Source organism: Streptomyces sp. UW30 (genome assembly GCF_008042075.1).
Taxonomy (GTDB): Bacteria; Actinomycetota; Actinomycetes; order Streptomycetales; family Streptomycetaceae; genus Streptomyces.
Map to the genome: position 1 here is coordinate 1,575,561 of NZ_RDBN01000053.1, position 18,566 is coordinate 1,594,126.

At 69.8% G+C, this 18,566-nt stretch carries 19 protein-coding genes and 1 pseudogene; 7 read left to right on the top strand and 13 right to left on the bottom strand.

Features of this window, described 5'->3' with window-relative positions:
* Positions 1–114: 114 nt before the first annotated feature.
* From EAO75_RS41615 to EAO75_RS41655, 9 genes and pseudogenes are all read right to left on the bottom strand, one after another.
* Positions 115–1,401, bottom strand: a complete 1,287-nt coding sequence (locus EAO75_RS41615; protein WP_148000204.1) for a TerD family protein — start codon at positions 1,399–1,401, stop codon at positions 115–117.
* Between the two features lie 64 nt (positions 1,402–1,465).
* Positions 1,466–3,466 carry a beta-galactosidase gene (locus tag EAO75_RS41620; RefSeq protein WP_148000205.1) on the bottom strand — a complete coding sequence of 667 codons (2,001 nt, stop codon included), beginning with the start codon at positions 3,464–3,466 and terminating at the stop codon, positions 1,466–1,468.
* A complete protein-coding gene (locus EAO75_RS41625; RefSeq protein WP_148000206.1) occupies positions 3,463–4,782 on the bottom strand; it encodes a glycoside hydrolase family 36 protein in 1,320 nt (439 codons plus the stop codon). The genes EAO75_RS41620 and EAO75_RS41625 overlap by 4 nt, the downstream gene beginning before the upstream one ends.
* Positions 4,783–4,808: 26 nt before the next feature.
* A complete protein-coding gene (locus tag EAO75_RS41630) occupies positions 4,809–5,693 on the bottom strand; it encodes a carbohydrate ABC transporter permease (RefSeq protein ID WP_148000207.1) in 885 nt (294 codons plus the stop codon).
* On the bottom strand, positions 5,690–6,667 hold the full coding sequence (locus EAO75_RS41635; protein WP_148000208.1) for a carbohydrate ABC transporter permease: 978 nt from the start codon (positions 6,665–6,667) through the stop codon (positions 5,690–5,692). The genes EAO75_RS41630 and EAO75_RS41635 overlap by 4 nt, the downstream gene beginning before the upstream one ends.
* A 5-nt stretch (positions 6,668–6,672) precedes the next feature.
* A complete protein-coding gene (locus tag EAO75_RS41640) occupies positions 6,673–7,986 on the bottom strand; it encodes an ABC transporter substrate-binding protein (RefSeq protein WP_148000209.1) in 1,314 nt (437 codons plus the stop codon).
* A 281-nt stretch (positions 7,987–8,267) separates the two neighbouring features.
* Positions 8,268–9,995, bottom strand: a complete 1,728-nt coding sequence (locus EAO75_RS41645; RefSeq protein WP_148000210.1) for a copper resistance CopC/CopD family protein — start codon at positions 9,993–9,995, stop codon at positions 8,268–8,270.
* A 179-nt stretch (positions 9,996–10,174) separates the two neighbouring features.
* Positions 10,175–10,825 (bottom strand): annotated as a pseudogene (locus EAO75_RS41650) (class I SAM-dependent methyltransferase); the annotation flags it as partial.
* 104 nt (positions 10,826–10,929) lie between these two features.
* Positions 10,930–11,373: an ATP-binding protein gene (locus EAO75_RS41655; RefSeq protein WP_148000212.1), complete on the bottom strand. Its 444-nt coding sequence runs from the start codon at positions 11,371–11,373 to the stop codon at positions 10,930–10,932.
* A gap of 231 nt (positions 11,374–11,604) precedes the next feature.
* On the opposite strand from EAO75_RS41655, the gene EAO75_RS41660 reads away from it, so the two are divergent.
* The 7 genes from EAO75_RS41660 to EAO75_RS41695 all read left to right on the top strand — a co-directional run bounded on the left by EAO75_RS41660 (position 11,605) and on the right by EAO75_RS41695 (position 15,537).
* Positions 11,605–12,456, top strand: a complete 852-nt coding sequence (locus tag EAO75_RS41660; protein WP_148000213.1) for a helix-turn-helix domain-containing protein — start codon at positions 11,605–11,607, stop codon at positions 12,454–12,456.
* A 7-nt stretch (positions 12,457–12,463) separates the two neighbouring features.
* Entirely contained in the window at positions 12,464–12,646 is a 183-nt protein-coding gene (locus tag EAO75_RS41665) for a DUF397 domain-containing protein (protein WP_148000214.1), read from the top strand.
* 88 nt (positions 12,647–12,734) lie between these two features.
* On the top strand, positions 12,735–12,962 hold the full coding sequence (locus EAO75_RS41670; protein ID WP_148000215.1) for a hypothetical protein: 228 nt from the start codon (positions 12,735–12,737) through the stop codon (positions 12,960–12,962).
* On the top strand, positions 12,949–13,464 hold the full coding sequence (locus EAO75_RS41675) for a DUF6879 family protein (RefSeq protein WP_148000592.1): 516 nt from the start codon (positions 12,949–12,951) through the stop codon (positions 13,462–13,464). Before EAO75_RS41670 ends, EAO75_RS41675 begins: the two co-directional genes overlap by 14 nt.
* Positions 13,465–13,470: 6 nt before the next feature.
* The gene (locus EAO75_RS41680) at positions 13,471–14,322 is read left to right on the top strand and encodes a helix-turn-helix domain-containing protein (RefSeq protein WP_148000216.1); all 852 of its coding nucleotides are present in this window, start codon (positions 13,471–13,473) and stop codon (positions 14,320–14,322) included.
* Positions 14,323–14,749: 427 nt separating this feature from the next.
* Entirely contained in the window at positions 14,750–14,974 is a 225-nt protein-coding gene (locus tag EAO75_RS41690; RefSeq protein WP_148000218.1) for a DUF397 domain-containing protein, read from the top strand.
* Between the two features lie 80 nt (positions 14,975–15,054).
* A complete protein-coding gene (locus EAO75_RS41695) occupies positions 15,055–15,537 on the top strand; it encodes a hypothetical protein (RefSeq protein ID WP_148000219.1) in 483 nt (160 codons plus the stop codon).
* A gap of 48 nt (positions 15,538–15,585) precedes the next feature.
* Here the strand turns inward: EAO75_RS41695 and EAO75_RS41700 are convergent, their stop codons facing one another.
* From EAO75_RS41700 to EAO75_RS41715, 4 genes are all read right to left on the bottom strand, one after another.
* Complete coding sequence (locus EAO75_RS41700; RefSeq protein ID WP_148000220.1) at positions 15,586–16,362, bottom strand: SDR family NAD(P)-dependent oxidoreductase; 777 nt, start codon at positions 16,360–16,362, stop codon at positions 15,586–15,588.
* The gene (locus EAO75_RS41705) at positions 16,359–16,832 is read right to left on the bottom strand and encodes a cupin domain-containing protein (RefSeq protein ID WP_148000221.1); all 474 of its coding nucleotides are present in this window, start codon (positions 16,830–16,832) and stop codon (positions 16,359–16,361) included. The genes EAO75_RS41700 and EAO75_RS41705 overlap by 4 nt, the downstream gene beginning before the upstream one ends.
* A 10-nt stretch (positions 16,833–16,842) precedes the next feature.
* Positions 16,843–17,427, bottom strand: a complete 585-nt coding sequence (locus tag EAO75_RS41710; protein WP_148000222.1) for a GNAT family N-acetyltransferase — start codon at positions 17,425–17,427, stop codon at positions 16,843–16,845.
* On the bottom strand, positions 17,420–18,566 hold a 1,147-nt coding region (locus EAO75_RS41715), incomplete at its 5' end, for a penicillin acylase family protein (protein WP_148000594.1). The genes EAO75_RS41715 and EAO75_RS41710, both read right to left, overlap by 8 nt.

The window sequence follows — 18,566 nt, forward strand, 5'->3', positions numbered from 1 at the left end:
CAATTGTTTTGGCCGATTTGTCAGATAGATGAGGATATTGATTCGCCAATAGGTTCGATCATGCTATCTGAGTGTCATAAGCGAGTTCTGCCGGTTACGGGAATGGAAATTCCCTCAGCGTCGCTTGAACTCCACCGGCCCCGCGTTCATCTCGATGGTGCCGTCGGGGTGGAGGACCGGACGGCGTTCGGTCATGCGGGCGCTGTAGGACTCGATGTGGTGGATCGCCGCGCCGTCGGGGGCCGTGAAGTCGACGAGGGCGATGGCCACCCAGTAACGCGTCTTGGTGTTCTCGAAGAGGGGGACCGTCACCGTCGAGCCGCGGTCGTCGGTGACCACCACCTTCGCGCCGAAGCTGCGGAAGGAGCCGAAGCCGTTGCTGACCGCGGAGTACGCGCAGAGCAGGACATAGCCCTGCTGGTCGGGGCGGACCATGCGGAGTGTCTCGCGGCCGGGGACCCGGGCGTCGCCGTCGAGGTGGATGAAGGGGCGGTTCTTCCGGGAGCCGAGGCGCTTGTAGTACACGACGTCGGCGCCCTTGCCCTTCTTCGCCGTGCCCGTGTCCGGCGCGGGGGCCGAGCGCTTCTTCCCGGTGATCAGGGTGCCGGGTGCCTGCTCGCCGCGTACCGCCTTCGAGGCCGGCACGAACAGGGCGTAGAGGTCGAGGTCGGCGCCCCGCCTGCGGCGCTGATCGCTGCCGCCGTCCCACTCCAGGGTCGCCGTGACCACCAGCTCGCGGTCCGCCTTGTCCAGGCTCATCGAGACCTGGCTGCCCTTGTCGAGACTGATCGTGCCCAGCGGGGGCTTGCGCAGGCTCATCGGGGGCGGGGGAGCGACCGGTTGCGCCTCTTCGGGCTGCTCGGGTTCCTCGACGGCCTCCTGGGACTCCGCCACGTCTATGCCGAAGTCCGTCGCCAGGCCGGCCAGGCCGTTCGCGTATCCCTGGCCGATCGCGCGTAGCTTCCAGCCCTCGCCCCTGCGGTAGAGCTCCGTCAGCAGGACGGCGCGTTCGCCGTCGGTGAGGGCCGGCGGGCGGAAGTGGACCGGGTCGGCGCCCTGTTGGGAGGCGCGGACCAGTACGTCCTTGACCTCGTGGAAGGTGCGGCTCGCGTCGTCGGGATCGCAGGAGCCGACCAGGACCACCCGGTCCACKTCCGCCGGAAGCGCGGCCGGGTTCATCTCGACGCGCTCCGGGCCCTCGGCATCGGCGGCGACGTGCCGTACCGCGCCGGACTCGGCGGACGGCTGGTTGTAGAAGACCAGGTCGTCGTCGGACCTGACCTTGCCGTCCGCCGCCACCAGCAGGGCGCTGAGGTCGACGGTGCCGCCCACGGTGTCCAGTTCCACGACGAGGGGCCCGGAGCCCACCGCGATGTTCCCGCCCTTGGTCAGCTCCGGCATGCCGCCCACCCCTTGAGAATCCCCCGACGCTTCCTCGTCACCCTGTCACATCGGCGGGCGGGGCTCAGCGCGGCTCTCGCACCACCGCCGTCTCCCCCGCCGCGACGCTGACCGACCCCGGCACCGGCTTGCCCGACAGCAGTTCCGTGGCGTCCGGCGCGACGGCGACATGGGCCGGCCGGTCGGTGTGGTTGATCAGGAACAGGTAGTCGGCATCCGGCCCGCGCCGCAGCACCGCCTCGACGCCCTGCGGAGTGCCACGCACCGGCTCCACCCCCGCCTCCTTGCGGATGCGGTCCAGCAGCCCCGCCAGAGTCTCCGGGTCGGGCAGCGTTGCCACATACCAACTCACCCCGGCACCGAGGCTGTTACGCGTCACCGCCGGTCCCCCGGCCAGCGGGCCGGACGTATACGACTCGACCGGCTCGGCGCCGGACAGCCGCACCCGCTCCGACCACAGCATCCCCGTGCCGCCGCCGCTCAGGCCGACCGACTCACCCTCCAGCAGCGGGAACAGCTCGTCCGTCCGCACGCCGAGCGCCTCCCGGAACGCGCCCGGGTAACCGCCCAGCCGGACATGGCAGTTCTCGTCCACCGCACCGCTGTGGAAGCCGACGGCCAGCGTGCCGCCGTCCGACGCGAAGGCCGTCAGGTTCCTCGCGCCCTCGTCGTCCACCAGGTACAGCGAGGGGGCCAGCACCACCCGGTAGGCCGACAGGTCGGCGTCCGGGCGTACGAAGTCCACCGCCACGCCCGACCGCCACAGCGGCTCGTACCAGGCACGGACCAGGTCCAGGAAGCGCAGTTCGGCGCTCGGCTGGGAGGGGAGTTCCAGCGCCCAGCGCGCGTTGAAGTCCCAGACGATCGCCACCTCGGCCGTGCCGACGCTGCCGCGCACCTCCGCCAGCGCCCGCAGATCCGCGCCGAGCCGGACGACGTCACGCCAGATCTGGCTGTCCGTGCCGGCGTGCGGCAGCATCGCCGAGTGCCACTGCTCGGCGCCCGCCTTGGCCGCGCGCCACTGGAAGTAGGCGATGCCGTCGGCGCCCCGGGCCACGTGGGCGAGGGCGTTGCGCCGCAGCTCGCCCGGGCCCTTGGCCCGGTTCACCGGCTGCCAGTTCACCGCGCCCGTCGAGTGCTCCATCAGCAGCCACGGGCCGCCCGCGAGGGAGCGGACCAGGTCGCCGCTGAGCGCGATGTCGATCTCGGACTCGGGGTCGGTGGACCGGAGGTAGTGGTCGTTGGAGACGACGTCCAGCTTCGGGGCCCAGCGCCAGTAGTCCAGCGCGTCGAAGTTGTACATCACCATGAAGTTGGTGGTGGCCGGGATCTCCGGGGCCGCCTCCAGCAGCACCGCGCGCTCCGCCTCGTACAGCGACAGCAGTTCGTCGCTGCAGAAGCGGCGCCAGTCCAGCTGGTGGGTGGGGTTCGGGACGGCGCCGGTGGGGCGGGGCGGCAGGATCTCGTCCCAGTCGTAGTACCACTGGCTCCAGAAGCGGGTGCCCCACGCGTCGTTCAGGGCGGTCAGGTCGTCCGCGTACCGCGCCCGCAGCCAGCGCCGGAAGCCGGCCGCGCTCTCGTCGCAGTAGCACTCGGCGTTGTGGCAGCCGTACTCGTTGTGGACGTGCCACATCGCCAGCGCCGGGTGCTGCGCGTACCGCCCGGCGAGCGCCCGCGCCATCCGCAGCGCGGCCTCCCGGTAGGCGGGGCTCGAAGGGCAGAACGTCTGGCGGCTGCCGTACGACAGTCCGCGGCCGTCCTTGTCGACGGGCAGCGCCTCGGGGTGGGCGCGGAAGAACCACGCCGGGGGCGCCGCCGTCGGGGTCGCGAGGTCGGCCGCGATGCCGTGGGCGTGCAGCAGGTCGAGGACGCGGTCGAGGAGGGTGAAGTCGTACTCGCCCTCCTTCGGCTCCAGCAGCGCCCAGGAGAAGATGCCGACGCTGACCATGGTCACCCCGGCCTCGCGCATCAGGCGCATGTCCTCGGCCCAGACCTCCTCGGGCCACTGCTCGGGGTTGTAGTCACCGCCGTAGGCGATCCCGGGGACGGACAGTTCGCGCTTCATCGGGCGCCCCCCGACAGCAGCCGGCGCGTCGTCGCCACGCCCCACTCGTCCAGCGACAGCAGACGGTCGCTGGAGGCCATGAGGCCGCCGGTCGCCTCGACGTGCGCGGCCCACTGCTCCCGCGTCTCCACGGCCGGGCGGGCCATCAGGCAGTCGGGGTCGTTGATCCACAGCCGGCCGTGCTGCCACTGGCGGCCGACGCCGGTGAACTCGGCCGGGTCCTGGCCGGGCTGGCTGTAGTCGTCGGCCTCGGGGCGGCGGTGCGGGGCCGTGTCGGGGCTGACCCGCATCGCGTCGAACAGGCCGATGGACGCCAGCAGGGGGGCTCCGCAGCCCAGCAGGTAGGCGTCCTCGCCGATCGCCGCACGGATCAGCTCGATCCCGGAGCGGTACGCCGTCAGCGCGTCGATGTCCGGGTCGTGCCGTACGCCGTCCAGGGCGCCCGCGTAGAGGAAGTCGACCTTGAAGTAGTCGTAGCCCTCGGCGCGCAGGGTCCGGAAGACGTCCGTCAGGTACGCCGCCGCCTCGGGGTGGGTGGTGTCCAGGACGCGCAGGTCGTGGCCCCAGTTGCGGCCGGCGTGCGCGAAGTCGCCGTCGGCGGTGCGCACCAGCCAGTCGGGGTGTTCGGCGGCCAGGTCGCTCGCCGGGTCGACCAGGAAGGGCGCCGTCCAGATGCCGGCGCGGCGGCCCCTCGCCCTGATCGCGTCGGCGATGCCCGCGCGGGAGCGGAAGCGGCCGGAGAGGGTGAGCCAGTCGCCGAGGGCCTGCTGGTAGCCGTCGTCGATCTGGACGACGTCGATGGGCAGGTCGAGGGCGTCCATCGCGCGGAGGTTCTCGTGGATGTCGTCCTCGGTGACGGCGGTGAAGTACTCGTACCAGGAGCACCAGACGGTGGGGGCCGGGCGGGGGGCCGAGAGCTGGAGGCTGTCGGCCCACTCGCCCAGCGCCGACTGGATGTCGGTCCCCGTCCATTCCTTCACCGGGCCGTCGGCGGCGACCTCCGCGACGGCGCCGTCCGTCACGACCAGCCGGATCGACGGCACCTCACGCGTCGGGTCGACCGCCGCCCACAGGCGGACCGGTGAGCCGTCACCGGCGTCGAGCGCCAGCAGGCCCTCGCCCTGGAAGGCGGCGTCGGGCACGGTGGCACCCGGGCGGTAACAGACCGTCGCCCAGTTGTCGTTGGTCGGACGGTAGGGGCTGTCGCCGAGGGCATAGGCACCGCTCGGGCTCCAGGACTGCCAGCCCTCCTCGTGGACGAGGGCGGTGCGCAGGTCCACGGGCACGGCGGCGACGGGGGTGAATGGGTGGTGCACGGGCGTCTCTCTCAAGAAAGGGGCGGTCAGCCCTTGTTGGCGCCCAGCGTCAGGCCACTGACGAACTGCCGCTGGAGCACGAAGTACACGATCAGCGTGGGGATCGCGGTGAGCAGGGCACCGGCCGCGACCAGGTTGGGGTCGGTGAAGTACGCGCCGGAGAGGTTGTTCAGCGCCGAGGTGATCGGCATGTTCTCGCCGGTCGAGATCAGGACCAGGGCCCAGAAGAAGTCGTTGTAGATCCAGATGGACAGCAGCGTCGCCAGGGCCGCCATCGCCGGGCGGCACAGCGGCAGCACGATCTGCCAGTACTGCCGCCACACCGAGGCGCCGTCCACCAGCGCGGCCTCGGTCAGCTCGTGCGGCAGCGTGCGCATGTAGTTGCTGAGCACGAAGGCGCAGAAGCCCGACTGGAAGGCAACATGAATCAACACCAGGCCGAGCGCCGAGTCGTAGAGCTTGCCGGACATCGTGATGCCGGGCAGGTCGATCAGCAGGTACAGCCGGTACAGCGGGGTGATGATGACCTGCTGCGGGAGCAGGTTGCCCGCCGTGAAGACCAGCAGCAGCGCCAGGTTGATGCGGAAGTCGAAGCGGCTGACGTAGAACGCGACCATCGACGACAGGAACAACGTCACCAGCACCGCCGGCACAGCGATGATCATCGTGTTGACGAAGTAGTGACTCATGTCCGACTGCTGATACGCATTGGTGAAGTTGTCGAAGTTCAGCGTGTCCGGCCAGGACACGTATCCCTTCTCGCTCGTCTCCGAGTACGGCCGCAGCGCCGCGTAGATCGCCCAGAGCAGCGGCGCGAGCCAGGCCAGCGCCGCGCCGGCGAGGAAGACGTGCAGCAGGATCCGGGCGGGGCGGATCGGCGTACGGGTCTTGGTCATCGCGGTGATGGTCATGCGCGCCGCTCCTTCCGGAAGGTGGCCACCAGGTAGGGAATGATCACGACGAGGGAGATCAGCAGCAGGACGACCGCGATCGCGGAGCCGTAACCGATGCGGCTGGACTCGCCGATGATGTTGTTGGTGACCAGGATCGAGAGCAGCTCGGTGCCCTCGGCGCCCTTGTTGAAGACGAAGACCAGGTCGAAGGCGCGCAGGGCCTCGATGATGGTGACGACCAGGACGACGGTGTTGGTGGGCCGCAGCGTCGGGAAGATGACGTTCTTGAACGTCTGCCACTCATTGGCCCCGTCGAGCGAGGAGGCCTCCCGCAGCGAGGGGTCGACGCCCTTCAGGCCGGCCAGGTACAGGATCATCATGTAGCCGGTGTGGCGCCAGGACGCGGCGACGAGGATCGCCCACAGGTTGAGGTCCGGGTCGCCGATCCAGTCGATGTACTTGCCGGGCTCGTTGGCGCCGATGACGCTGTTGATCAGGCCGGTGTCGGGGTTGTAGATCAGCTGCCAGACGAAGCCGATGACGGCCATCGACATCACGACGGGCAGGAAGAACGCGGTCTGGTACACCCTGCTGAACCGGATCTTCTTGTCCAGCTGCACGGCCAGGAACAGGCCGAGCGGGGTCGGGATCACGATCAGGACGACGAACCAGATGACGTTGTGCTGGACGGCCGGCCAGAACTGCGGGTTGTTGGAGAACAGTTCCTTGAAGTTCTCCAGGCCCACCCACTTGATCGAGTCGAAGCCGATGCCGTCCCAGGTGGTGAAGGCCAGCGCCACGGAGGCGAGGGCCGTCACCCACACGAGGGCGATGTGCAGGATGGTCGGCAGACCCGCCATCAGACCGAGGGTGATCCGGTCACGGCGGGTCAGCAGGCGGCGGTGTCCCTGGGACACCTTCTTCGCGGGGGCAGCGCCCGGAGGCGGCACGGCGGCCGCCTCCGGGATCTCCTTGGTGGTTTCTGTTGTCATGTCGATCAGCCGGACGCGAAGATCGTCTTCTTCTGGCGCTCGATCGAGGACAGCAGACTGTCGACGCCCTTGGGGTCACGGACGAACTTCTGGAGCGCCGGCTGCATCACCGTGGAGGTGAAGTCGGGGCGGGAGTCACGGTCCATGAACTGGGTCAGGGACTTGGCGCCGGCGATCATGTCGTACGCCTTCTTCTGCAGAGCGGTGTACGAGGAGGTGTCGGCCTTGGTGGAGGCGTGGACCGAGCTCGGGTCGGACTTGAGATAGACGGTCTCGGCCTCCGGAGTGCCCAGGTACTCCAGCAGCTTGACGGCCTCGGCCTTGTTCTTCGGGCTCTTGCTCATCATGAAGCCGTCGGTCGGCGCCTCGACGGTGTCCTGCCCGAACTGCGGGTCGATCTCCGGGAAGGCGAAGAAGTCGAGGTCGTCCAGGGCGGCCTTGTCGGTGAACTGCTGGGCCACGAAGGTGCCGAGGAGGTACATGCCGGCCTTCTTCGAGGCGAGCGTCTGGGCCGCGTCCTGCCAGGTGCGGCCTACCGCGCCCTCCTGGTGGTAGGGGAGGATCTCGGTCCACAGGTCGAAGACCTTGCGCACCTTGGCGTCGGTCCAGGAGGCCTTGCCGCCCATCAGGTCGACGTGGAAGTCGTAGCCGTTCTGGCGGAAGTTGATCTGGTCGAAGGTGCCGAGCGCGGGCCAGGCGTCCTTGTCGCCGAAGGCGATCGGGACCAGCTTGTCCTTCTGCATCTGCTTGCACAGCGCGACGAAGTCGTCCCAGGTGGTGGGGACTTCGTAGCCGTTCTCCTTGAAGACGCTCTTCCGGTAGAAGATCGCCCACGGGTACGTGTACAGCGGCACGAAGTAGTACTTGCCGTCCTCGCCCTTGCTGAGCTTGTGCATCGCCTCGGGGAAGTTGTCCCCGATGGTCTTCCACACGTCGTCGATCGGCGTCGCGAGCCCCTTGGCCGCGAAGAACTGCATCCGGTAGCCGGCGAACCAGGTGAACACGTCGTCCGGCGTGCCCTGGAGGTAGGAGTTGATCTGCTCCTGGAAGGTGTTGGAGTCCTTGGTGTTCACGTCGACCGTGATGCCGGACTTCTTCTTGTAGGCCGCGTAGATGTCGGCGAACGCCTTCTTCGGCACGGCGTCGGACGCCTTGGAGCCGAGCGTGACGGTCTTCGGGTCACTGGCCGTGCCGCTGCCGCCGCAGGCGCTGAGCAGGGGGATGCCCGCGCCGAGTACGGCGGCGCCGCCTATGCCGCGCAGCAGGGTGCGGCGGCTCGGGGAGGGCAGTGAGAGACCGGAGGGGGAGAAGTGCTGCATCTACGGCTCCTGATGGCAGGGTTCGATCATGAGGGTGGACGCGTTGAAGTCCGTCGTAATCGATCAGAAATCAACTTGACCGAACACGGTGGCGCAATAACAGCCGTATGTCTGGTCATGCGTCAAGAGATGACGATCGTCGTTTCGGAAACGTGACTGATATCTCGAACCGAGCGCTCACCGTCGCGGTGATCGAATCCGGGAACGTTCACGGCGCTGCCGCCCCGGATGCACGACGCGCACAGTCGCCTGGCCGGTCGCCTGGCCGGTCGCCTGGTCCGCTATCGGACCAGCACGGTCCTGGTCTCGCTCACCTGGTCGACGTCCGACGTCCGGACGGTCACCTTCATCTCCCACTTCCCGGCGATGGGGAGATTGAGGAAGCTGTTGGCCCAGTAACCGCCCTTGTCGGCGAGTTCGGCGTCGATGGGGCCGATGTCCTTGGCCGGGAGCGTGAAGGAGACGCGCAGTTCGGGGACGACGGACACGCCGCCGTCGGGCCCGAAGACGAGGGCCTCGATCGAGTTGTCGCCGACCCGGCCCGGGTCGAGCGTGATCTGCACCTTGCCGTGGCCGCCGGGGGTGCCGACGTCGAAGGGGACGTTGGTGACGGAGGCGCCGACGACCGCGGGCGTACCGGCCGCCGCCTCGGCCTCCGCCCGGCCGGGCAGGGTGCTGGTGAGGAGCGTGGTGACCGCGAGGACCACCGCACCGACGGCGACTTCGGCGAGGACGGAGCGGCGCAGGGCGCGGCGGTGCGGATCCGTGGGCGGCGGCACGTCGGCCTGCGGCGGCTCGGGCAGCGGCGGGCCGCCGACGGGCTCGGGCACCTTCTCCCGTACGACCGTCTCCGCGGCCGCGTCGACCGTGGCCAGGCGTGCCGTCCAGCGGCGGGAGGCGGCCGCCGCGCCGAGGAGCAGCACCACGGCGACCAGCTTCAGGGTCAGGAGCCTGCCGTACGTCGTGCCGGTGAGGGCGTCCCAGGAGCCGAGGCCGCGCCAGGACTGGTAGACGCCGGTGGCGACGAGGACCGTCACGGATGCGAACGCGAGGCGCGAGAAGCGGGTGACGGCCGCGGGGGTGAGGTGGGCTCGGTACAGGGTGAGGAGGAGGGCCGCGAGGCCGCCCAGCCAGACCGCCGTGGCGAGCAGATGCAGCGCCGAGGAGGTCATCGCCACCGGGACCTGGATGCCCGCGGAGGCGTGCTCGCCGGCGGCCCAGGTCATGGCGAGTCCCACGGCGAGGGCGGCGCCGGTCCAGCCGTAGGGCTTACCGCGCCGCGACAGCCGTACGAGGTAGAGGGCGGCCACCAGCAGCAGGGCCAGCCGGGCCRGCAGGACCTCACCAGGGCGGCTGGTCAGGGTGCGGGTGAAGGAGTCGGCGCTCAGGGAGCCCAGGGGGCCCTCGCCGGTCTCGTACGGGGCGCGCAGCACCAGCAGGGCGAGGGTGGCGGTCAGGAGGGTCCACCAGCCGGCCCGGAGCAGCCTGCGCAGGACGGGGGCGTCCGGTGGGCGGCAGACCGCCATGAACGTCGCCGTGCCGATGAGCAGGGCGACGGCGAGGTACGCGAGGTAGCGGGCGATGTTGTAGAGGCTCTTGGTCGCCGGGTCCTCGGTGGGGCCGGTGTCGATACTGGCCGTGGTGAGGGACTGTTTGCCGACGGAGAAGGTGAACGCGCCGGAGACCGGGTGGCTGTCGGCCGACACCACCCGCCAGGCGACGGTGTACGTCCCCTGGGCCAGCTTCGCGGGCAACGTGACCCGGGCGGTGTCGGCGCCGTCCGAGGCGTGCTGCGGCTCGCCGGTGCGCAGGCGGCGGCCGTCGGGGTCCAGGATGCGGAAGGAGTCCTCCAGCAGTCCGACGGACTCCGTGAAGGTCAGGGTGATGTCACGGGGGGCCGACTTGAGGACGGTTCCGTCCTCGGGGTCGGTGGCACGGAGGGCGGCGTGCGCGGACGCCGGTCCCGTACCGCCGAGGAGGAACAGGACCAGCAGGGTGCCCAGCAGCACCAACCGTTGAAGTCGCCGTCGCTCGGTAAATCGGCGGCGCGGTCGTCGTCGCTCATCGCACCCCACGTGTGTCACATCTCCGTCGTCGGACTTGAGGCCTCGGGGATAGGTACGGACGCGGAGCCCTTCGGACTCAACGCGTGGCTCGACAGGGACGGCATGCCGGCTGGGCGGCCGGGGGCGACCGCGCGGACGATCAATGTGCCGATGTGGCCAGGCTCCGGGGCGTCCAGCACACGCGCTTCGACCGAGGCGAAACCGGCCCGGGTGAGCAGGCGCTCCCAGACGGCCGGGCGGTAGCTGTAGCGGTAGGTGAACACGGCCTTGCCCGCGAACCCGCCCTTGTACATACCCTGCGGGCCATACGCGCCGGGGATGGCGGGCGGCTGGGAGAACACGAACATGCCGCCCGGGGTGAGCCGTGCCCGCACGAGCGGGAAGAGGCGGCCGGGGTCGGCGAACCAGGCGGCTCCGAAGATCGAGTAGACGGCGTCGTATGTCTCGCCGGGGGCCGCCAGCCACTCCAGCACCTCGCCGCAAGCGATGACGGCGCCGGTGTCGCCCCACCGCTCGGTGCTCTTCCTCACCATGACCGGGGAGAGGTCGACGCCGTGCGCGGTGACGCCGTGCCGGGCGAGGAAGGCGAGTGCACGGCCCGTGCCACAGCCGATCTCCAGCACGCTGCGGGGAGCGCCGAGCAATTCGGGGCCAGGGCCGTGGCCGGCGTACTGCGTCCAGCAGAACGCCGGCTGGGCGTCGGCCTTGAAGGCGGACTCGGCGAAGGTGTCCCAGAGGTCGGTCTCGGCGGGGATGTCGTGCGGTACGGGCACGGTGCGTGTTCCTCTTCGCGTTCGCGGGACGGGCGGCCCAGCCCGAGGTGGATCGATGGCAGGCCCGGCGCAGGACGTTCAGTGGCTATCGGGGATTCTGCTGCTCATCCGCGCGTCTCGAACCAGAGCAGCTTCCCGGCACGACGGTCGAAGGTGCCGTAACCGAGGGACACGCCGCCCCAGCAGTCGGCGTATTCCTCTACGAGCCTGAGCCCGCGTCCCCCGTCGACGTGCGCCGGGGCGGGCGGGACGTGGTCACGGGGTGGCCGGCCGAAGGGTGCGGGGATGCGGGGGTTGTTGTCCCAGACCCCGACGCGCAGACGTCCGTCGGCGAGCGCGGTCAGGCGGAGCGATGCCGGCCCGTTGGTGTGCAGGTAGCTGTTCGTCACCATCTCCGAGGTCAACAGCTCCACCGTATCGAGGACTTCGGACCTGCCGTGGCTGGCCAGCACCGACCGCACGGTCATATGTGCGACCCGTGCTGCGCGGGGGTCGTGGGGCAGGCGGAGGGCGTACACCCAGATGTCGGGCGGGGATACGGTGCGCATGGAAACCTCCAGAGGTCCCGCAGAGAAGTGGGGGTTGAGCTCGCTCAACTACGCCGGCCGGTGGCAGTGCCTGGGATGGTGCGCTTCCGGCTTACGGGCGGGGGGAGTTGAGTGGTGTGGCGCTACGCTAGCGCAGCGTTGAGATACTTCTCAGTGGATCCTGAGAAGTGAATCAGCAATTACCTCGTGTGAGGTACCTGAGCGCCGCGCCGCGGCCGGAAAGGAGGCCCCTTGCCACCCGCCAGCACACTCACCCTGCGACAACGGCGTCTGGGGGCTGAACTGCGCAAGCTTCGCGAGCGAGCGGGACTAACGGCCACCGGCGCGGCCACGAGGCTCGGCGTCAACCAAGGCCGGGTCAGCATGATCGAGACAGGGCGCAGCCCCCTCAGCACCGACCGCGTCCGCTCACTCGCACGCGCCTACGACTGCGGCGACCCCCACCTCGTCGATGCCCTGGCCGCTATGGCGCAACGCCAGACGCGCGGCTGGTGGGACAGCTACCGCGAACACCTGCCGGTCGGCCTCATCGACCTCGCCGAGTTGGAACAGCACGCGGCAGCCCTGCGCGTCGCCCTGGTCATCCACATCCCCGCCCTGCTCCAGACGACCGACCATGCCCGCGCTCTCTTCAAGGAGGCGGTGCCTGCACTGAGGCAGTACGAGATCGAGCACCGTGTGAGTCACCGGATCAAGCGGCAGGGAATCCTCCACCGCGAGGACCCTCCCCCATACACGGCAGTGATCCACGAGTGCGCTCTGCACATGGGGTACGGCGGCCCGGCGACCGTGCGCGCTCAGCTGCAGCACCTTCTGGACATGAGCGAGCTGGACCACGTCACAGTGAGGGTCATCCCGTTCGGCAAGGGCTCGTTTCCCGGCACAGGACAGTCCGTCGACTATCTGGTTGGGCCGGTTCCCCAGCTGGACACTGTTCAGCTGGACACCCATCACGGGTGCGAGTTCCTGGATGCCGAGGCCCAGTTGGACAAGTACCGCCTCGTACTCGACCGCATGGAGACGAACGCCCTGAAACCCGCAGAGTCCCGTGACCTGATCCACCGCATCGCCCAGACCCTCTGAAGGAACCATGTCCGAACTTCGCTGGACGAAGTCCAGTTACAGCCCCGACGCCTCCAACTGCGTCGAGATAGCCACCACCCCCACCACCATCCACATCCGCGACTCCAAGAACCCGAACGGCCCCTACCTCACCCTCCGGTCCACCACGTGGGCAAGCTTCCACGCACACGCGATTGCCGCGAGGCGGTAATCCGCCGCAAGTTCTCGCAAGTTCCTGTCGCCTGTTTGTAGTTGGGCACAAGATCGGGCACGGACCCCCAAATACGACGGAGGCAGCGATGGCTCTGATCAAACTCGGCCAGGATCCTGACAGCCCGGAAGGCAAGTCGCCCACCATCTACCTCGACGACGAGAGGGGCACCTACCTGGTGCAGGGCTGGAAGGTGGACGACGAGGCCCGGCGTTCGCAGCTGGATCTTCCAGGCCACGAGGACGTGATCGAGATCCCGAAGCGCATGGTGCAGTTCTTCCCGGAGGTGAAAGACGGTGGCCGTGCCGACTCTTGAGGACCGGCTGCGGCGCTGTACCCACTCCGCCGTCCATCTGGAGATGCGCGACGGGTACATGCGCTCGGACCCTCGATTCGCCGCCTGGCAGAGCGGCGTCCGTAATGATCCAGCAGAGAGCGACCCAGCGCGTCGGCCGTGGCTGCGGCTCGTCGCCGACCTCGTGGCCCAGGGGGTCGAGGTACGCAGGGCCCGGATCGTGTCGGAACCCGTATCGGACTACATCCGGTTCGAGCACCACCTGACCGGCCCCAACGTGGAGGCAGGCGAGCAAGTGCGTTGGCTGCCGCGCCGTCACGCATCCGCACTGGCCTTGCCCGGCAACGACTTCTGGCTCTTCGACGACAGCTCGGTCGTCTTCAACCACTTCGCCGGTGATGGCGAACTTGCTCCGGACGACGAGGAGTTCACTGACGATCCGGGCGTCCTGAAGCTGTGTGCCGATGCCTTCGAGGCCGTCTGGGCCCTGGCAGTGCCACACGAGGACTACGGGATCGCCTGATCCACAATCCCCAGTGTGACTTCATCCAGTGTTCAGCAGGCGCGGCAGGGCCTCGGCCGGCGTCTACGCGAGATCCGCGTGGACGCCGGCCTTACGGCGCGAGAGCTGGCCAGGCGCGCCGACTGGCACGAGTCGAAGTGTTCGCGACTTGAGAACGGACATACGTCACCCTCCGACGCGGACCTCCGGACGTATACGACGCTCTGCGGGGCCCAGGACCAGACCGCCGATCTGATCGCCACGGCGCGTGGAATAGAGGGCGCCTACATCCAGTGGCGGCGCATGGAGCGGGCGGGCCTTCGGCGCGTCCAACAATCCGTGGCGCCGCTCTTCGAGCGCACGCGCCGATTCCGCGTCTACCAGTCCTGGGTGCTCCCAGGTCTGCTTCAGACCCCCGCCTACACCCGCGCCGTACTGGGCACCGTGGCCCACCTCCGGGACGTCCCCGACGACATCGACGCCGCCGTGGCCGTCCGCATGGAGCGGCAGCGCATCCTGCACACCGGCGACCACCGGTTCGCCATGCTCGTCGAGGAATGGGTACTGCGCACCGTCATAGGCGACCGCAACACCATGGCCGGAGCTCTCGGTCACCTGATCTCCGCCGCCTCACTCCCCTCCGTCAGCCTGGGCGTCATCCCACTCGGGACACCACGCGGTGCTGGATGGCCCGTCGAGTCGTTCACCATGTACGACGACGCACAGGTGAACGTGGAACTTGTCTCCGCGCACCTGACCGTCACCCAGCCCGGCGAGATCGCGGAGTATGCCAGGGCGTTCACCGAGCTGTCCGCGATCGCCGTATACGGCACGCAGGCCAGGTCACTCATCACCACCGCCATCGACGCCCTCGGGTGATCGCTGCGCAAGCCAGTGCAAGTTCGTGGAGAGACAACTCGCTGTCTCCCTACCTTCGCTGTATCCGAAGCCGATCGGCCGTGGAGGCAGCGCATGGAGACACTGGAGCCACAGGATCACGGCCTGACCGAGCTACCCGCCGAGCCCTCCGCCGCACCTGGCTGTGCCGCGTGTCTGCCACTGGTGGTTGCCAGACAGAACGCCCGCTCCAGCGGTGACTACAGCGCCGTGTCCGACGTGAACGTGGAGCTGCGCAGGCACCACGCTGCGGCCCACACAACGTAACCGGGGATTCGGGCTCAAGCCCTTTGCCGGCACGCGCTCCAACCACTCAGGCGTGCCTCATTCCCATGAACTCCCGCCCGCCTTGGGGCGGCGGCGGTCAGCCATGGCCGCGATCAGATCAGTTGAACAGGAAGGTGCAGTAATGCTGAACGGAACCGACCTGTACGCGCTCGACATCGACGGGGCCTCATTCGTGAAGGCATGCGGAGGCCCCTGCACCGAAGGATGCGTGACCCTGGCCCGAATCGGCTACGACGCCTGGGCCCTCGGTGACAGCAAGCAGCCCGACGCACAGCCGCTCCGCTTCACCACGGAGGAACTGGACGCGGCCGGCATCGACCCGGCGCGCTTCGGTCTGAACGTCTGACCCCCCTCCACCAGCCGGGCCGGATCCATCCCCCGTCCTCGGGTCCGGCCCGGCTGGCGTCTCTCGAACGGGAACGACTGGTGCACCACCACGGCTACCTATGGACCGGCCCCAAAGAGCGCTTCGACAACGAGGCCCTACGGCGACCTCCGCACCCTGAGCCCCCACGGCCACCGGCCCCCAACGACTCCGCAGGAGAACGTCTGCTCCAGCGCTACCGGGAAGTGGCAGCAGAGTTCCCGGCATCCGATCTGCCGCCGCTGGAGACGGCGTACTGGCTCCTCAAGCCGCGCTCGCTCGTTCGCGGCACGTGGGACCACGCGAAGGAAGCGGCGGCCTGGCTCGGGGAACGGCTCGCCGAGCACGCGCATCGATTCGCGTACGAGCATGACCGTGACACCAGCAGCCTGCGCCGACTGGCCGATTCCGCCGCCGAACGACTCGCCACGGGAGCCGACGTGTCGTACGGCTTCTATCTCGAACGCCCCGCGTACCTGTCGCTGGCCGTGGTGACATGCTCCCGGAACCGCTCGATGCCCGACCAGTCCTGTCCCCTCCAGTGATCACGGGGAAGATCTACTCTCGGCGGTCTCCTGAAATTCGGGCCCCGGTCACCACCCCGGCCGCGCCGACACCCCGCCATCCACCACCAGATCGTGGCCCGTGACCCATGACGCGAGCCCCGACGCCAGGAACACGCACGCGTCACCCACGTCCTCCGCGCGCCCCAGCCTCCCCGTCGGCACCGCCCGCTCCCACCTCCGCACTCCCTCGGGCCACGCCTCCTCCAGCCCCTCTCGGTGGATCAGACCGGGCGAGACGGAGTTGACGCGGATGCCGAAGGGGCCGTACTCCAGCGCCGCCGAGCGGGCGTGCATTCGGACCGCCGCCTTCGACGCGGCGTAGTGGGCGTGCTCCGGCGCCGGGCGGGTCGCCTCGATGGACGCGATGTGGGTCACCGAACCGCCCCCGCCCTGACCCCGCATGACCTCCGCCGCCGCCTGCGTACACGCGAAGACGCTCGTCAGGTTGGCGTCCACGACCGTCCGCCATTCCCCCGCCGACATCCCGGCCAGCTCCCGCGTCGGCTGCACGCCCGCGTTGTTGACCAGCGCCGTCAGCCGCCCGCCGGCCCACTCGGCGGCCTCCCCGACCACCCGCCGGCACGCGTCCTCGTCCGTCAGGTCGGCCCGCAGGACGACGGCCCGGCCGCCCGACTCCCGGATGCGGGATGCCACTTCCCCCGCCGCCTCCACCGCCGTACGGCAATGCAGCGCGACCGCGGCCCCCTCCTGCCCGAAGCGCGTCGCGATCCCGCGTCCGATGCCGCCGCCCGCGCCCGTGACCAGGGCGACCTGTCCTTCGAGGAGTCCGCTGAGTCCGCTCATGGGCGGCACAGTGCCGCGATCCGCGCCGCCTGGGCGGGATAGCGCGCCGTCAGGTGCGCCAGGTCGCCGTGCTCATAGCTCTCGTAGGTGAAACCGGGCGCCATCGTGCAGCCGAAGAAGGCCCAGGACCCGCCCGCCGCCACAGCCGCGCCCATCCAGGTCCCGGCCGGGACGGTGAACTGGATGTGCTGGCCGCGCCGTATGTCGGGGCCGAGCACGACGGTGCTGGACGTGCCGTCGGGAGCGAGGAGCAGCATCTCCAGGGGGTCGCCCAGGTAGAAGTGCCAGACCTCGTCGGACGGCAGGCGGTGCAGGGCCGAGTAGTCGTCCGCGGTGAGCAGGACGACTATCGCGGTGCCCTGCGGCCGCCCGTCGGACCGCTCGGGCCCCGCCCAGGTCTGCCGGAACAGCCCGCCCTCCAGCGGGATCGGTTCCAGGGAGTAGTGCGCGACGAGCTCTTCCGGGGTCACGCCCGGAAGGCTACCCCCGGCTCAGGAACGCGAGTTGGGCCTTCTTCTCCGGGATGTACACGTCCGGCAGGTCCACCTCCGGCAGCACGACCACGGGCCCCGCCGTGAATCCCTGCTTGAGGAAGCGGGAGACGGCCTTCTCGTTCCTTACGTCCGGGTCGACGACCACCCGCCGGCGGTCCAGGGTGCCGAAGACGTACGTCGCGACGACCGTCAGCAACGCCGAGGTCCAGCCGGGCCGCGCGCCCTCGGCGCCGGCGGGAGCGAGCAGCAGGTGGACGCCGATGTCGCCGGGAAGGACGTCGTAGACCTCGCCGACGCGGTCCGCCTCCGGCTCGTAGGTCTGGAGGACGGCTACCGGGTCGGCGTCCCGTACGACCAGGAAGGCGTGGTGGGTGTCGAGGGTGGCCATGTGGGCGTAGATCTCGGACACCTGCTCCCTGGTCAGGCCGTTCATGCCCCAGAAGGAGGCCCGCTCCGAGCTGACCCAGCCATGGACGACCCCGGCGTCGGCCTCCGGGTCGAGGGGGCGGATGCGGACGGTGCCGAATGCGTCGACGGCCTGCTCGTGGACCGTTGCGGACAGCTCAGACATCGGATGCGGATTCCCTCTCGAACTTGGTGAAATCGGTGACGACCGGGACCAGATCTCCCCTGACCCACAGGGGGAGTTGGTCGCGGTGGTGGGGCGAGCCGGGGATGCCCCAGGCCCCGAGCGGGACCACCCAGCGGCTGGCCTCGCGGTCGGCCAGGTCCCAGACGTAACGGGCGGCGGGGCCGCGCGCGCTCAGGTCGGTGAAGCCGGGGACGGCGGAGGTGCACAGCACGCAGTCGTGGTCGCCGGAGAGACGGGGTTCGTCGTACGACGTGTCGGTCAGAGCCCGCCAGGGGGCGAGGCGGTGGGTGTCGCCCCAACTGCCGGAGGGCGGCTCCGCGGCCACGTCCTCCACCGCCGCGCGCACCGCCTCCGCGCGGTCGATGCCGTACAACTCCTCCGCACGCAAGAGGTGTTCGAGGGCGAAGCCGACGCGCGGGAGCAGGGCCAGCCAGGGGAGGAGGACTTCCGGGTAGGCGGGCGGCGCGGTCAGCGCGGCGAAGGCCGGGTGCGCGGCGAGTCGGCGTACGACGGCACTGCGCACCGCGGCGTACACGGCCGCGGCCTCGCTGTCGGCGTCCATCCGGCGGTCCCAGTCCAGGAGGGTCCGCCGGATGCGGGCGGCCTCGGGAGTACGTACGTCGATGGTGCCCAGCAGCTCCAACAGGGGTTCTGCGGAAGCCAGTTGGGTGTCCATGTGGATCGCCGGCATGTCGGCGGCCGACCAGCGGGCCTTCTCGCCCAGCAGGGCCGTGATGCGGTCGGCGCGGTGCGGCGGGGCGAACTCGATGCCGAGCGGGGCGGCGACACCGCGCTGGTTGGCCATGGCGGCGACGCCGTCGGTGAGCCCGCCGCGCGGCGTCTCGTGCCAGCCGTTCCAGTCGTGGCCGGGTTCCCAGGCGGGCACCAGCCGAATGCCGTTGGCCTCGGACCGCACCGGCACCTTCCCGGCGACACGGTGCAGCAGACCCCCCTCGGTGTCGGCGGCCTGGACGACATTGACGGGCTCGGCCCACAGGTCCACGGCACGGTCGACGTCGGCGACGCGGCGGGCGTGGAGGCGCTGGACCCGGACGGGGTGTGGCGACGGGCCGCCCGGCACACCGAGTTCGTGGAGGTCGCGGGGGAGGAGCCGGTCG